This is a genomic window from Sphingomonas sp. GW821-FHT10C01 (assembly GCF_059415525.1).
In genome coordinates this window covers 185,868-198,478 of the sequence record NZ_JBWKNK010000002.1, presented here as the reverse complement: position 1 = coordinate 198,478, position 12,611 = coordinate 185,868, and the positions used below count along the sequence as shown (strand labels likewise).

The 12,611-nt window shown below is 66.1% G+C and carries 14 protein-coding genes; 10 read left to right on the top strand and 4 right to left on the bottom strand.

The features are described 5' to 3' along the window. The first annotated feature begins 4 nt into the window (after window positions 1-4). The 4 genes from AC07M1_RS12970 (at window position 5) to AC07M1_RS12955 (ending at window position 3,247) form a co-directional block, all read left to right on the top strand. The gene (locus AC07M1_RS12970; RefSeq protein ID WP_495163033.1) at window positions 5-1,189 is read left to right on the top strand and encodes a molybdopterin molybdotransferase MoeA; all 1,185 of its coding nucleotides are present in this window, start codon (window positions 5-7) and stop codon (window positions 1,187-1,189) included. Window positions 1,190-1,259: 70 nt separating this feature from the next. Beyond that, the gene (gene lexA / locus AC07M1_RS12965) at window positions 1,260-1,937 is read left to right on the top strand and encodes a transcriptional repressor LexA (RefSeq protein WP_495163032.1); all 678 of its coding nucleotides are present in this window, start codon (window positions 1,260-1,262) and stop codon (window positions 1,935-1,937) included. Between the two features lie 145 nt (window positions 1,938-2,082). Then, the gene (locus AC07M1_RS12960; RefSeq protein ID WP_495163031.1) at window positions 2,083-2,493 is read left to right on the top strand and encodes a GFA family protein; all 411 of its coding nucleotides are present in this window, start codon (window positions 2,083-2,085) and stop codon (window positions 2,491-2,493) included. Between the two features lie 73 nt (window positions 2,494-2,566). After that, window positions 2,567-3,247 carry a hypothetical protein gene (locus AC07M1_RS12955; protein WP_495163030.1) on the top strand — a complete coding sequence of 227 codons (681 nt, stop codon included), beginning with the start codon at window positions 2,567-2,569 and terminating at the stop codon, window positions 3,245-3,247. A gap of 54 nt (window positions 3,248-3,301) precedes the next feature. On the opposite strand, the gene AC07M1_RS12950 is transcribed toward AC07M1_RS12955, so the two are convergent. Next, a complete protein-coding gene (locus AC07M1_RS12950; RefSeq protein ID WP_495163249.1) occupies window positions 3,302-5,305 on the bottom strand; it encodes a ComEC/Rec2 family competence protein in 2,004 nt (667 codons plus the stop codon). A 163-nt stretch (window positions 5,306-5,468) separates the two neighbouring features. Here AC07M1_RS12950 and gltX point away from each other — a divergent pair, with 163 nt between their 5' ends. The 3 genes from gltX to AC07M1_RS12935 all read left to right on the top strand — a co-directional run bounded on the left by gltX (window position 5,469) and on the right by AC07M1_RS12935 (window position 8,780). Continuing rightward, window positions 5,469-6,899 (top strand): glutamate--tRNA ligase, encoded by a 1,431-nt coding sequence (gltX, locus tag AC07M1_RS12945; protein WP_495163029.1) that lies wholly within the window; start codon window positions 5,469-5,471, stop codon window positions 6,897-6,899. Between the two features lie 17 nt (window positions 6,900-6,916). Beyond that, window positions 6,917-8,191, top strand: a complete 1,275-nt coding sequence (locus AC07M1_RS12940; RefSeq protein WP_495163028.1) for a citrate synthase — start codon at window positions 6,917-6,919, stop codon at window positions 8,189-8,191. 253 nt (window positions 8,192-8,444) lie between these two features. Continuing rightward, the gene (locus AC07M1_RS12935; RefSeq protein ID WP_495163027.1) at window positions 8,445-8,780 is read left to right on the top strand and encodes an SseB family protein; all 336 of its coding nucleotides are present in this window, start codon (window positions 8,445-8,447) and stop codon (window positions 8,778-8,780) included. A 6-nt stretch (window positions 8,781-8,786) separates the two neighbouring features. Here the strand turns inward: AC07M1_RS12935 and AC07M1_RS12930 are convergent, their stop codons facing one another. Further along, window positions 8,787-9,137, bottom strand: a complete 351-nt coding sequence (locus AC07M1_RS12930) for a DUF2200 domain-containing protein (protein WP_495163026.1) — start codon at window positions 9,135-9,137, stop codon at window positions 8,787-8,789. 120 nt (window positions 9,138-9,257) lie between these two features. On the opposite strand from AC07M1_RS12930, the gene AC07M1_RS12925 reads away from it, so the two are divergent. Together AC07M1_RS12925 and AC07M1_RS12920 are read left to right on the top strand one after the other, a co-directional pair. Continuing rightward, window positions 9,258-9,692 carry a DUF983 domain-containing protein gene (locus tag AC07M1_RS12925; protein WP_495163025.1) on the top strand — a complete coding sequence of 145 codons (435 nt, stop codon included), beginning with the start codon at window positions 9,258-9,260 and terminating at the stop codon, window positions 9,690-9,692. Then, on the top strand, window positions 9,685-11,025 hold the full coding sequence (locus AC07M1_RS12920) for an aminotransferase-like domain-containing protein (RefSeq protein ID WP_495163024.1): 1,341 nt from the start codon (window positions 9,685-9,687) through the stop codon (window positions 11,023-11,025). The genes AC07M1_RS12925 and AC07M1_RS12920 overlap by 8 nt, the downstream gene beginning before the upstream one ends. On the opposite strand, the gene AC07M1_RS12915 is transcribed toward AC07M1_RS12920, so the two are convergent. Next, window positions 11,022-11,414: a MerR family transcriptional regulator gene (locus tag AC07M1_RS12915; RefSeq protein WP_495163248.1), complete on the bottom strand. Its 393-nt coding sequence runs from the start codon at window positions 11,412-11,414 to the stop codon at window positions 11,022-11,024. The genes AC07M1_RS12920 and AC07M1_RS12915 overlap by 4 nt on opposite strands. 76 nt (window positions 11,415-11,490) lie before the next feature. Here AC07M1_RS12915 and AC07M1_RS12910 point away from each other — a divergent pair, with 76 nt between their 5' ends. Further along, window positions 11,491-12,255: a MauE/DoxX family redox-associated membrane protein gene (locus tag AC07M1_RS12910; protein ID WP_495163023.1), complete on the top strand. Its 765-nt coding sequence runs from the start codon at window positions 11,491-11,493 to the stop codon at window positions 12,253-12,255. On the opposite strand, the gene AC07M1_RS12905 is transcribed toward AC07M1_RS12910, so the two are convergent. Beyond that, a complete protein-coding gene (locus tag AC07M1_RS12905) occupies window positions 12,230-12,592 on the bottom strand; it encodes an MmcQ/YjbR family DNA-binding protein (protein WP_495163022.1) in 363 nt (120 codons plus the stop codon). The genes AC07M1_RS12910 and AC07M1_RS12905 overlap by 26 nt on opposite strands. Window positions 12,593-12,611: the final 19 nt, after the last annotated feature.

The window sequence follows — 12,611 nt, the reverse complement described above, 5'->3', positions numbered from 1 at the left end:
AGAGATGGCCGATCTGCTTCCTGTCGCCGACGCCCAGCAGCGCTTGCTCGCCCTCGCCGTACCGCTGGCCGTGGAAACACTGCCGCTGAGTGAGGTTGCCGGGCGATGGGCCGCGGAGTCGATCATCGCCACCCGCACTCAGCCCGAACAGCCGCTGTCAGCGATGGACGGCTATGCGATCCGCTTCGTCGATTTACCCGGCCCGTGGGATGTAATCGGGGAAAGCGCCGCCGGCCGGCCGTTCGCTGGCACCGTCGCCACGCGACAGGCGGTGCGGATCTTCACGGGCGCCGCATTGCCCGACGGCACCGATACCGTGCTGGTGCAGGAGGAGGCCCGCCGCGAAGCCAGCCGCCTCCATCTCGACGGTGAGGGACCGCGGGTCAGGGGCGGCAACGTGCGCGCAGCCGGACTGGATTTCCAAGCTGGTGACTTGCTGATCGCACCTGGCGAGCGCCTGACCCCCGCCGGCATCGCGCTCGCCGCAATCGCGGGCCATGCCGCACTACTCGTCCGCCGCCGCGTCCGGATCGCCATCGCCGCGACCGGCGACGAGTTGCGCCCGCCAGGCACCCCGCTCACCCCCGGCCAGCTGCCCGAGAGCAACGGAACCATGCTCATCGCGATGCTGGCCGGGCTTCCGGTCGAGATCACCGACCTAGGCATCCTGCCCGATAAGCTCGACGTGCTGACCGCCGCCTTTGCTGGAATCGACGCCGATATCCTTATCACCACTGGCGGCGCATCCGTGGGCGACCATGACCTTGTCCGCCCCGCGCTTCTGGCGGCGGGCGCGGTGCTCGATTTCTGGAAAGTCGCGGTCCGCCCCGGCAAACCGATGATCGCGGGCAGGCTCGGCGACACGGTGGTGCTCGGCCTTCCCGGCAACCCGGTCTCTGCCTTCGTCACAGCGCGGCTCTTTCTCTTCCCGCTGGTCGCGCACCTGTCGGGTGCCGCCGATCCCTCGCCGCCGCTGCGTACCGCCACGCTTGGCGAGCCGCTGCCCGCCAACGGCCCGCGCGCCGATTATCTGCGCGCCGCGCATCGCGGCGGACAGGTGGTGGCCGCCGCGATCCAGGACAGCTCGATGCTCCGCACCTTGGCCCGCGCGGACTGCCTGATCGTCCGCCCGCCGCATGCGCCACCCGCACAATCGGGCGACTCGGTGGAAATCCTGCCTTTCGGCTAACCGGCCGCCTTGACATCATACAAGAACAAGGCGTAAACGTTCCATGTCTGTTCCAGATGGAGAACGTCCGATGCTTACGAAGAAGCAGCATGAGCTGATCTGCTTCATCGCCGACCGCTTGAACGATACCGGCGTCTCGCCTTCGTTCGAGGAGATGAAGGACGCACTCGATCTCAAGTCGAAGTCCGGCGTCCACCGGTTGATCTCGGCGCTCGAGGAACGCGGCTTCCTGCGCCGCCTGCCCAACCGGGCGCGCGCGCTGGAAGTGCTCAAGATGCCCGAACGTGCCGAGGCGAAGAAGGCAACGTCCGCCCCCGCCAAGGACAATGTCGTCACGCTCGCCCGCCCGGCGCCGCAGCCTGCGAACGACGTGATCGAAATCCCGCTCCACGGGCGTATCGCGGCCGGCGTTCCGATCGAAGCGCTCGAAGGCTCGACCATGCTCCCGGTCCCCGCCGCCCTGCTCGGTTCGGGCGAACATTATGCGCTCGAAGTCGCCGGTGACTCGATGGTCGAGGCCGGCATTTTCGACGGCGACTATGCGCTGATCCGCCGCCAGGAAACCGCACGCGACGGCGAGATCGTCGTGGCGCTGATCGAGGACAGCGAGGCGACACTCAAATATTTCCGCAACGAAGGCAGCATGGTCCGGCTCGATCCGGCCAACCGCGCCTATGATGCGCAGCGCTACCGCCCCGATCAGGTGCGGGTGCAGGGCCGGCTCGCCGGGCTGCTGCGGCGCTACTGAACCCAAGGGCGGCTGCGGTCGCCCTTTTCATTGATGGCTGGCCCCGGCGTGCCGGATGTCGTGGCTGTGCGTCATTACCGCAGCGGTAATTGAGCATGCGCTTGCCGCGCCTATCCTGCATAGGCCCACCCAACGACAGGAGAGAATGATGACCACCCTGGAAGGCGGCTGCCATTGCGGCGCGATCCGCTACACCCTCACCGGCGAACCGATGCACCATGCCCTGTGCCACTGCACCGATTGCCGCCGCGCATCGGGCGCGCCGATGGTCGGCTGGGCGATGTTCCAGGAGGATGCGCTGAGCGTGGTCCAGGGTGAGCCACAGGAATATGCCTCGTCCGAACATGGCCGCCGCTATTTCTGCGGCACATGCGGCACCGGCCTGTTCTACCGCAATGCGGAGAACCTCCCCGGCATCGTCGACACCCAGGTCGCGACGCTCGACGATCCCGATGCAATCCCCGCCGGCGTCCATGTCCAGGTCGCCGACCGCATCGGCTGGATGAAGGATGCGCATAATCTGCCGGAATTCCCGCGCTATCCGGGGATGGATTAGCGGAGCGGCAATGCATGTTGCTGGCAAACCTGCGGCCGTTGTGCGCCGGAACTCGGTTCACTAACAATCGGCCATGATCTTTCTTGCCCTGGCCTTGATACAGACCGCCGCCTCGACGCCGCTCCAGAGCGGTCAGGCGGCGGCAACGGCCGGGCAGTCCGCGGTCTCGGATCAGGCGCTCGAAGATCTCGCCATCAAGGAGAATAGACTGTCGCGCAGGCTATATCCCCTGATTTACGATGATCCGTCCATGCGGGCCGAGATCAAGCGTGTCGGCTTTGAGAAGGGGTGTCGCGCCATTGCGGACAGCAATCGGGAGGTCAGCCTCCGATTTGCCCCTATGCTTGTGCCAGCAACAGTCACCGCGATCCGGAAGATCGTGCCCGAGCCTCAGCTGAGCGAAATGCGGTTTCGATCCTTTTTTACCGGACCGATGCATGTCTACACAAGACGCATCGACAACGAGCTTGATCGCACGGCATCTGCGTCCCTGAACACCGCCTACGGCGCCATGCGCGCGGCCTTCCTCAAACGGACGCGTGAGCTTCCCGCAACCGGAAATCCGGCCGAAAACATCGTGATGCCGAAAGCCGATATCGCCGCAGCCGTTTCCCTCAAGGGGGCCTACAACCTCGACAATCCAGCACATCTGGGCATGGCTTGTGCCGAACTCCTGATCCCGGCCCCTTTGCGGCCCACGATCAAAGCTTCGCCTGCTCCCAGCCCGCTTATTGTCCCTCCCCCGCAGCCATAGCGGCAACGGGAGCCGTTATCCCGATTGCGCGCTCAGCGACCGCAGCTTCGCCTTTCAACGCCGCGCCATCACCCGCTCCGCCTCGATCCATGGATGCCGCGCGCCCGCCTTGCGCACCGTCCGCACCTGCGGCCGTTCACCCAGCGTGATCGCCACCCCACCGGTCTTTGCCAGCATCGCCCGATCGAGCTTCAGCCATTTGGGCTCACACCCCGGCGGCAGCCGTCGATCCGAAACCACGATGTCCACCGACCGGCACACCACGATCATCTCGCGCCACGGCACCAGATAGCCGCTCCGCGTCGCCGCGATCCGCCAGCGCCTGCCGCCGCGCTCGACATCGATCAGGCACAGATCCGGACTGCAGCGCGCGTCCCGCTGCTCCGCCAGCGCGGGCAGTTCGGCGTCCACCCCGCCATTCTCCGCCATCATGTCACGCACATAGTCGCCCGCCCGGTCGCGCAGGATCGCGATCTCCCCGCCCGGCATGCGCAGCGCCAGATGCCGCCCGTCGCCCGTCACAAGCAGGTCGGGCATCGGCGTCGCCAGCGCCCACACCGCCCCGGCCACCGCCGGCAACGCCCCGGCCAGCCGCACCCGCGTCTTCCACAGCGCGAACCACAGGCCGCCCGCCACCATCAGCGCATAGGCGCCACCCGGCATCCCGGGCAGCATCGCCAGTGCTCCCGGCGCGCCCGCTGCGGCATGTGCGATCCATAGCAGCAGCGCCAGCGCCTTGCCCGCCAGCCACCAAAACGGCGCTCCCAACCCCGCCACGTCGAAGAACAGAGCCGCCGCCTCCAACGGCATGATGACGAAGGTGGTGAGCGGGATCGCGACAATGTTTGCCAGCGCGCCATAGACGCCCGATTTGTGGAAATGGAACAGCGCGATCGGCGTCAACGCGATCTCGACCACCAAGCCAGTCAGCAGCAGCGACCCCACACTGCGCGCCAGCCGCCACCCCCAGCCCTCCTCACGCCGCTCGAACCAGCCGCGCACACGCTTGCTCTCGTGCAGTGCGACGATCGCGGTGACCGCGGCAAAGCTCATCTGGAAGCTCGGCCCGATCAGCGCCTCGGGCCACAGCAGCAGCACGACCAGCGCCCCGAACGCCACCAGCCGCAGCGTGATCGCCTCGCGCCCCAGCATCATCGCCGCCAGCACCATCAGCGCCGCGATGCACGATCGCACCGTCGGCACTTCAGCCCCGGTCAGCAGTGTATAGCCCACCGCCGCGACACCCGCCGCGCCCGCCGCGATCACCGGCAGCGGCCAACGCAGCGCCAGCGCCGGGCTCAGCGCGAGCAGCCGCAGCACCAGCAGCATCGTCGCACCGACTACCGCCGTGACGTGCAGCCCGCTCACCGACAGCAGATGCGCCAGGCCTGACCGCCGCAACGCCTCGCCATCCTCCTCCGAAATCGCCCCGCGATCGCCCGTCACCAGCGACGCCGCGATCCCGCCCGCGCTGCCCTCGATCTGCGACTGGACATGTGCCGTCAGCCGCGCGCGCAACCCGCTCTTCGCCTCACCCGGCGTCACGATCTCGACCGGCGCAAAGCCTCGCCCGCTCGCCCCCAGCTGGTCGAACCACGCCACCCGCTCGAAATCATAGGCGCCGGGCACGGCGGGCGGCGCCGGCGGCATCAGTCGCGCGCGCAGCTTCACCACCGCGCCGCGCGTCAGCCCGGCGGGCACGTCCTTGCTCTCCAGATTGACGCGCACCATCGGCGGCAACCCCGCCCCCGCATCCGGCGCGATTCGCAGCCGCACCATTGCCCGCGCCGGCAACGGCTCCACCCGTTCCACCTTGCCCTGGAACGCTACGATCGCGGGCCGCGCCAGCACCGGCGCCGTCACGCGCTCAGCCCGCCACCACACCAGCGCACAGCCGATCGCCACCAGCAGCCCGGCCACCGTCACGCATCGCGCGGCGCGTCCGCCACCAGCCAGCGCCAGTCCCGCAGCCGCCACCGCCAGTCCGCCCAGCACCACCGCGCCCCACCGGCTCGCATCGGGCAGCACGAACCATGCGACGATGCCCACGCCCAGCATCACCGGAATCCACAGCACGATCTGTCCGCGCTCGGCCTCCAGCCATCGCTCGATTCGCTCAGCGAAACGCAAGCCGCCCGCTATTTGAAGCAGGCGAAACCCCGTGCTAGGGGCGCTCGCGGCTGAACTGGCCATCGATCACAGTTTCTGGGAGCAAGCGCGCTTGGGCGCAACATCTGAACCCGCCACGGGTACGCAAATCGTCACGCGCTTCGCTCCGTCGCCGACGGGGTTTCTGCACATTGGCGGCGCGCGCACCGCGCTGTTCAACTGGCTGTTCGCGCGCCATCACGGCGGCAAGTTCCTGCTGCGCATCGAGGATACCGACCGCGCCCGCTCCACCGACGCGGCGATCGAGGCGATCCTTGATGGCATGCGCTGGCTCGGCCTCGATTGGGACGGTGACGAGGTCTATCAGTTTGCCCGCGCCGAACGGCACGCCGAAGTCGCGCATGCGATGCTCGAGTCGGGCCATGCTTATCGTTGCTGGATGAGCCAGGAAGAAATCGCGGCCCAGCGCGAGGAAGCCCAGGCGGCGAAGAAGCCCTATCGCATCCGCAGCCCGTGGCGCGACCGCACCGACGGACCGCTCGACCAGCCGCACGTCGTTCGCATCCGCGCCCCGCGTGAGGGCGCGGCGACGATCCGCGACGCGGTTCAGGGCGAAGTGACCGTCCAGAATGCCGAGCTGGACGACATGATCCTGCTGCGCTCGGACGGCACGCCGACCTATATGCTCGCGGTGGTGGTCGACGATCACGACATGGGCGTGACCCATGTCATCCGCGGCGACGATCACCTCAACAACGCCTTCCGCCAGCTGCTCATCATCCACGCGATGAACTGGGCCGAGCCGGTCTATGCGCATATCCCGCTGATCCACGGCGCGGACGGGGCGAAACTGTCCAAGCGCCATGGCGCGCTCGGCGTCGATGCCTATCGCGACGAATTGGGCGTGCTGCCGGAGGCGCTGTTCAACCATCTCCTCCGCCTCGGCTGGGGCCATGGCGATGACGAGATCATCAATCGCGAGCAGGCGATCGACTGGTTTGACCTCTCGGGCGTCGGCAAGTCGGCCTCGCGCTTCGATTTGAAGAAGCTGGATAGTCTCAACGGCCATTACATCCGCGCCGCCGACGACGCGCGACTCGCGGCGCTGGCGGCACCGTTTTTGCCCTTCGAAGCGTCACCGCAGCAGATCGAGCTTCTGCAACGCAGCATGCATGCATTGAAGCCGCGCGCCGCGAATCTCCTTGAAATCGCTGACGGTTCGGCCTTCCTGTTTCGCACTCGCCCCCTGGAAATGGACGCAGATGCACAAGCTCTGCTAGGGGACGACGCGAAAGCGATCCTCCATTCCCTTCACACGGCGCTTGACGCGGTCGCGGACTGGAATACGGAAGCGCTCGAAACGGCGGTACGCCAGGTGGCGGAGTCGGGGGGAGTGAAATTGGGTGCGGCCGCACAGCCGCTCCGCGCCGCGCTGACAGGCCGGCGGACTTCGCCCGGAATCTTCGACGTCCTCGTCCTTCTGGGGCGCGAGGAAAGCCTGGGCCGGATTGCCGATCAAATGACGGCTCCTTCGGGAAGCTGATGCGAAAGGACGAGATTATGACCGACTCCACCCTCAATATCGCCGGGAAAGACTATCCGGTTCGACAGGGCAGCGTCGGTCCTGAAGTCGTCGATATCCGCAAATTCTACGCCCAGACCGGCCAATTCACCTACGATCCAGGCTTCACCTCGACCGCCTCGTGCGAGTCGGGTCTGACCTATATCGATGGCGACGAAGGTACGCTGCTGCACCGCGGCTATCCGATCGGCCAGCTCGCCGAGCATTCGAGCTTCATGGAGGTCGCCTACCTCCTGCTGAACGGCGAGCTGCCCAGCCAGGACGAGCTCGGCCAGTTCACCCACACGATCAGCCGCCACACCATGGTGCATGAGCAGCTGGCGACCTTCTACCGCGGCTTCCGCCGCGACGCGCACCCGATGGCGGTGATGTGCGGCGTGGTCGGCGCGCTCTCGGCCTTTTACCACGACTCGACCGATATCTCGGATCCGTATCAGCGCATGGTGGCGAGCCACCGCCTGATCGCGAAGATGCCGACGATCGCGGCGATGGCGTACAAGTACACCGTCGGCCAGCCGTTCCTGTACCCGGACAATAACCTGTCCTACACCGGCAACTTCCTGCGCATGACCTTCGGCGTCCCGGCCGAGGAATATGTGGTGAACCCGGTGGTCGAGCGTGCGCTCGACCGCATCTTCATCCTCCACGCCGATCACGAACAGAACGCCTCGACCTCGACCGTGCGTCTCGCCGGCTCGTCGGGCGCGAACCCATTCGCGTGCATCGCCGCGGGCATCGCCTGCCTGTGGGGTCCGGCGCATGGCGGCGCCAACGAAGCCGCGCTCAACATGCTGCGTGAGATCGGCCGTCCGGAACGCATCCCCGAGTATATCGCGCGCGCCAAGGACAAGAACGACCCGTTCCGCCTGATGGGCTTCGGCCACCGCGTCTACAAGAATTACGATCCGCGCGCGACCGTGATGCAGAAGACGGTGCGCGAGGTGCTCAGCGAACTCAACGTCAGCGATCCGCTGTTCGACGTCGCTTTGCAGCTCGAGGAAATGGCGCTCAAGGACGAGTATTTCGTCGAGAAGAAGCTGTTCCCGAACGTCGATTTCTACTCGGGCGTGATCCTCTCCGCGATCGGCTTCCCCACCACGATGTTCACTGTCCTCTTCGCCCTCGCCCGCACCGTCGGCTGGGTCGCCCAGTGGAACGAAATGATCAGCGATCCCGACCAGAAGATCGGCCGTCCGCGCCAGCTCTACACTGGCCCGACCGAGCGCGACTACGTCCCGGTCGGCAAGCGCTGATCCGGACATCGGACAAGAAAAGGCCCGCCGGAGCGATCCGGCGGGCCTTTTCGTTGGGTTCGCCAGCCAAGAGCCGGCAAAAACCGTCATCCCGGCCTCGTGCCGGGATCCACGGAGCCGCATGCGATGCAATGGAGCCGATTGCCCATGTCCCGCCTTCCGGTGGATCCCGGCACGAGGCCGGGATGACGAAAACTGCGGCGACCGCTTACGACCAATTGCGGGTGTTCACCGGGCCGCCTAGAATGTGCCTATGGGACAATCCGAAGGCGTTACGCCCTTTCAGGTTCCGGTCGCGTTTCAAGCGGCCCGATCCTCGCTTCCTAAAGAAGTGATCGTCATCGCGTCTTGGCACGATGAACAGTCTCACAGCATCACAATCCAAGATTTTATCCGCGACAATGAGTCGTTCATCCCCGTATTTACCAGTGAAGAAAGATTCAAAAGTCAGATCAAGGGTAGCACTTTCGAAGGCAACGGAGTGTTCATGAATTCCGACCTGCTTCTTTCCATGATGCGTGGCGGAGAGCATCTGATTGTTGACCCGGGCGACGATGCTCCTCAATCGATCTTCTTGCCGGCGCTATAGTCACACCTACCCCCGCAGGATCTTCGTCATTGGCCGCCCCTTGGCCAGCTCGTCGATCAGCTTGTCGAGATAGCGTATCTCGCGCATCAGCGGGTCCTCGATCTCCTCGATCCGCACGCCACAGATCACGCCGGTAACCAGCAACCGCGCCGGGTTCAGCGTCGGCGCCTGCGCGAAGAAATCCTCGAAACTGGTCTTCTGCTCCAGATGCGCGCCGAGCTGCTCGGCGCTGTAGCCGGTCAGCCAGCGGATGATCTCGTCGACCTCGGCGCGGGTTCGTCCCTTCTTATCGGCCTTCGCGACATAGTGGGGATACACGCTCGCGACGCTCATCGAATATATGCGGTGCTGGGTCATAGCTCCTCCTGCGCGGCGCTAGGATAGCCCGTAACGCGCGGATCGGAAGGCGGCGCTATTGCGTAAGGCCCGATGCCGCGTTATGTATGGATACAATATCCAATATTGAGGCCATACATAATGGACCGCCCCGAAGAAAAGGACAAGCTGCGCTGGATCATCGACACCGGCTGGAAGGGCCTGTGCGTCCGCTGCGGCAAGAAGACGATGTTCTCGGGCTGGCTCAAGATCACCAGCAAATGCCCGTCCTGCGGCCTCGACTATCGTTTCGCCTCGCCCGACGATGGTCCCGCCTTCTTCTCACTCTGCTTCGTTGCCTTTCCGCTGACCTTCTTCGGCGTGTGGTTCCAGGTGGCGTTCGATCCGCCTTTCTGGGTTCATTTCCTCACCACGATCCCCATCATGGTGGGCGGCTGCGTGCTGGCGTTACGCCCGATCAAGGGCTGGCTGGTCGCCTCGCAATATCTGAACAACGCCCAGGAAGCGGGCACCGCCAAGCTCTGGGCGAAGCTACATGCCGAAGCGGATGCCCGCGATACGCCGCCCAATGACTGACGGCTGGCTTCCCGTCCTCGACCGGACCGCGGGCGCCAAATACACGCTTATTGCCGATGCGCTTGCCAATGCGATCGATCGCGGCGAGTTGTCCGCCGGCACCCGCCTACCACCGCAACGCGATCTTGCCGCGCGGCTCGGGGTCGATCTCACCACCGTCACCCGAGCCTATGAAGTCGCCCGGCGCCGTGGTCTGATCGATCCCCGTGGCCGCGCTGGCAGCTTCGTCCGCGCGCCGCAACGCGTCGAGATCGCTGACCTTGCGCGCATCGATACCGGCATGAATCTGCCGCCGGAGCTTCCCGGCGGGCTGCTGGCGCGGACGATCACCGATACGGTGGGGGCGCTGCTGCTCGATGCCTCCCCCTTGCGGCTGCAATATCAGGCGCTGGGCGGCAATAGCGAGGACCGCGCCGCCGGCGTCGACTTCCTGGGCGCGATCGGGCTGCCCGCCGAGCCGGACCAGCTCATCCTAGCGGCGGGCGGGCAGAACGCGCTGCACGCGATCCTGAGCACCATCTTGCTTCCCGGCGAAGCCATCCTCTGCCGCCCCTTCGTCTATTCGGGCTTTCGCGCGCTGGCGCAGCGGATCGGCATCCGGCTGGTCGCGCTCGACACGCTGGATGCGGCAGCGATCGCCGCGGCCTGCACCGCCGACCCGCGCATCCGCGCCATCTACCTCGTCCCCACCAACGACAATCCGACGGCCAAGACGCTCGACGAAAGCGCCCGGCACGAGATCGCGGCGGCGGCAATTCGCCACGACCTTCAGGTGATCGAGGATGACGCCTATGGCCCCCTCGCCCCCGCCCCGCTCGCTCCCGTCGCGGCCCACGCTCCGGGGCATAGCTGGTACATCGCCAGTGCGTCGAAGATCATCTCGCCCGCATTGCGCGTCGCGTTCGTGCGCGCGCCGCATGTCGCCGCAGCACTCCAGCTCGCGACGCTTATCTACCAGACCGCCGTGATGCCCCCACCGCTCAACGCCGCGATGCTCACCCGCTGGATCGGTGACGGCACCGCCACCCGCCTGATCGGCGCGATGCGGGCCGAGGCGTCCCGGCGCCAGGCGCTCGCGTCACGGCTGCTGGAGGGGCTGGACTTCACCGCGCACCCCCAGGGCTATCACCTCTGGCTGCGCCTGGCTGACGCGATCGAGCCCAACGACCTGGCCGATGCCATGCGCCCGACCGGCCTGTCGGTGATGCCGGCGGACCGCTTCGCGGCGGGCGACGCCCGTGCCAATGCCGTGCGCGTGTCGCTCGGCGGACTCGCCGACGACGATCAGCTGACCCGCGCGCTGCGTATCCTGCATGGCTACGCCTCAATCTAGCGCGTTTCGAACGCCCCCAGGATCGGGCAGCCCTTCCCCTCGCCCGCAGCACAGCGTTCGGCCAGCCCCTCCAGCGCCACGCGCGCGGCGGTCAGCTTGGCCACCTGCGCATCGATCGCCGTAATCCGCGCCCTTGCCAACTCGCGCGCCCGTGCCCGGTCCTCGCCGGCATCGAGCGCCAGCAGCTCGCCGATCTCGTTCAACGTGAAGCCTGCCTCCTGCGCCGACCGGATGAAGCGCAGCCGCCGCGCGTCCTGCCCGTCATAGCGGCGCACGCTCCCTGCGCCTTGACCGACCCGAGCCGGCTCCGCCAGCAGCCCGCGACGCTGGTAATAGCGGATCGTTTCCACTCCCACGCCACCCGCCTTCGCGAGCGCGCCGATCGTCATGTCAGACACCGCTTGACTCCGTACTATGGTACAGAGCCTATCTAGGGCGGGTTCTCAGAGTCGCAAGGAGCCCAGAATGTCGTCTCGTCCCGTCGCAAACCTCTATCGCATGATGATGCCCGGTCACAGCTGCCCCTATGGTATCAAGGCAAAGTCGCTGCTCGAACGGCGCGGCTATGGCGTCAACGATCATTGGCTGCGCACGCGCGAGGAAATTGACGCGTTCAAGGCCGAGCATGGCGTCCAGACCACGCCCCAGACCTTTATCGGCGGTCGTCGGGTCGGCGGCTATGACGATCTGCGCCGCTTCTTCGGCCTGAAGGTGCCGGTGAAGGGCGCGACCAGCTATACCCCCGTGATCGCCCTGTTCGCGATGACCGCATTGATGGCGCTCGCCGCCAGCAACGCCGCGTTCGGATCGCCGTTCACCATCCAGGCGGGCGAATGGTTCATCGGCTTCAGCATGATCGTGCTCGCGCTGCTCAAGCTGCGCGATATCGAGAATTTCTCGACCATGTTCCTCAACTACGACCTGCTCGCCAAACGCTGGGTGCCCTATGGCTATATCTACCCCTTCGCCGAGAGTGCGGCGGGCGTGCTGATGGTCGCCAACGCGTTCCACTGGCTCTCCATCCCGATCGCGCTGTTCATCGGCGGCATCGGCGCGGCATCGGTGTTCAAGGCAGTCTATATCGAGAAGCGCGAACTGAAATGCGCGTGCATGGGCGGCGACAGCAACGTGCCGCTGGGCTTCATCTCACTGACCGAGAATCTGATGATGATCGCAATGGCGGTGTGGATGCTGAGCGCCGCGCTCAATCCCGGGCATCCAGTTCACTGACCCGCTTCTTCGGCGCCTGAGCGCGATAGCTTTCCTCGACCCAGTCCTTGAGTTGGGCGAGATCGGGGATGGCATCGTCGCCGGGCGTGAAGGTCACCCAGCCGCTCTTGCCCAGCCCATAGGCGGTCGGAGCGGCAAAGGGCAGCGCCAGCGCAACCTCGCTGGTGTAGCGCAGCTTCGCCGACATCTGGAAGGCGTCGTCGGTCGACAGATAGGCAAAGGTCTTGTCGTTGACCGCCAGGTCCGCATGGCCCGGCCATGGTGATTTGAGATGCGCGCCGGGCAAGGTCAGCCCCCATTCGCGCAGTGCCTCGATCGTCTCGCGTCCCTTGCTCATGCGGTGCAGGATAACGGCA

Coding starts and splice junctions, on each gene's coding strand:
- AC07M1_RS12910 (WP_495163023.1), top strand. CDS start 11,491: ATGTCGTCTCGTCCCGTCGCAAACCTCTATCGCATGATGATGCCCGGT.
- lexA (WP_495163032.1), top strand. CDS start 1,260: ATGCTTACGAAGAAGCAGCATGAGCTGATCTGCTTCATCGCCGACCGC.
- AC07M1_RS12925 (WP_495163025.1), top strand. CDS start 9,258: ATGGACCGCCCCGAAGAAAAGGACAAGCTGCGCTGGATCATCGACACC.
- AC07M1_RS12935 (WP_495163027.1), top strand. CDS start 8,445: ATGGGACAATCCGAAGGCGTTACGCCCTTTCAGGTTCCGGTCGCGTTT.
- AC07M1_RS12915 (WP_495163248.1), bottom strand. CDS start 11,414: ATGACGATCGGCGCGCTCGCGAAGGCGGGTGGCGTGGGAGTGGAAACG.
- AC07M1_RS12905 (WP_495163022.1), bottom strand. CDS start 12,592: ATGAGCAAGGGACGCGAGACGATCGAGGCACTGCGCGAATGGGGGCTG.
- AC07M1_RS12920 (WP_495163024.1), top strand. CDS start 9,685: ATGACTGACGGCTGGCTTCCCGTCCTCGACCGGACCGCGGGCGCCAAA.
- AC07M1_RS12970 (WP_495163033.1), top strand. CDS start 5: ATGGCCGATCTGCTTCCTGTCGCCGACGCCCAGCAGCGCTTGCTCGCC.
- AC07M1_RS12940 (WP_495163028.1), top strand. CDS start 6,917: ATGACCGACTCCACCCTCAATATCGCCGGGAAAGACTATCCGGTTCGA.
- AC07M1_RS12930 (WP_495163026.1), bottom strand. CDS start 9,137: ATGACCCAGCACCGCATATATTCGATGAGCGTCGCGAGCGTGTATCCC.
- AC07M1_RS12955 (WP_495163030.1), top strand. CDS start 2,567: ATGATCTTTCTTGCCCTGGCCTTGATACAGACCGCCGCCTCGACGCCG.
- AC07M1_RS12950 (WP_495163249.1), bottom strand. CDS start 5,305: ATGCTGGGCGTGGGCATCGTCGCATGGTTCGTGCTGCCCGATGCGAGC.
- AC07M1_RS12960 (WP_495163031.1), top strand. CDS start 2,083: ATGATGACCACCCTGGAAGGCGGCTGCCATTGCGGCGCGATCCGCTAC.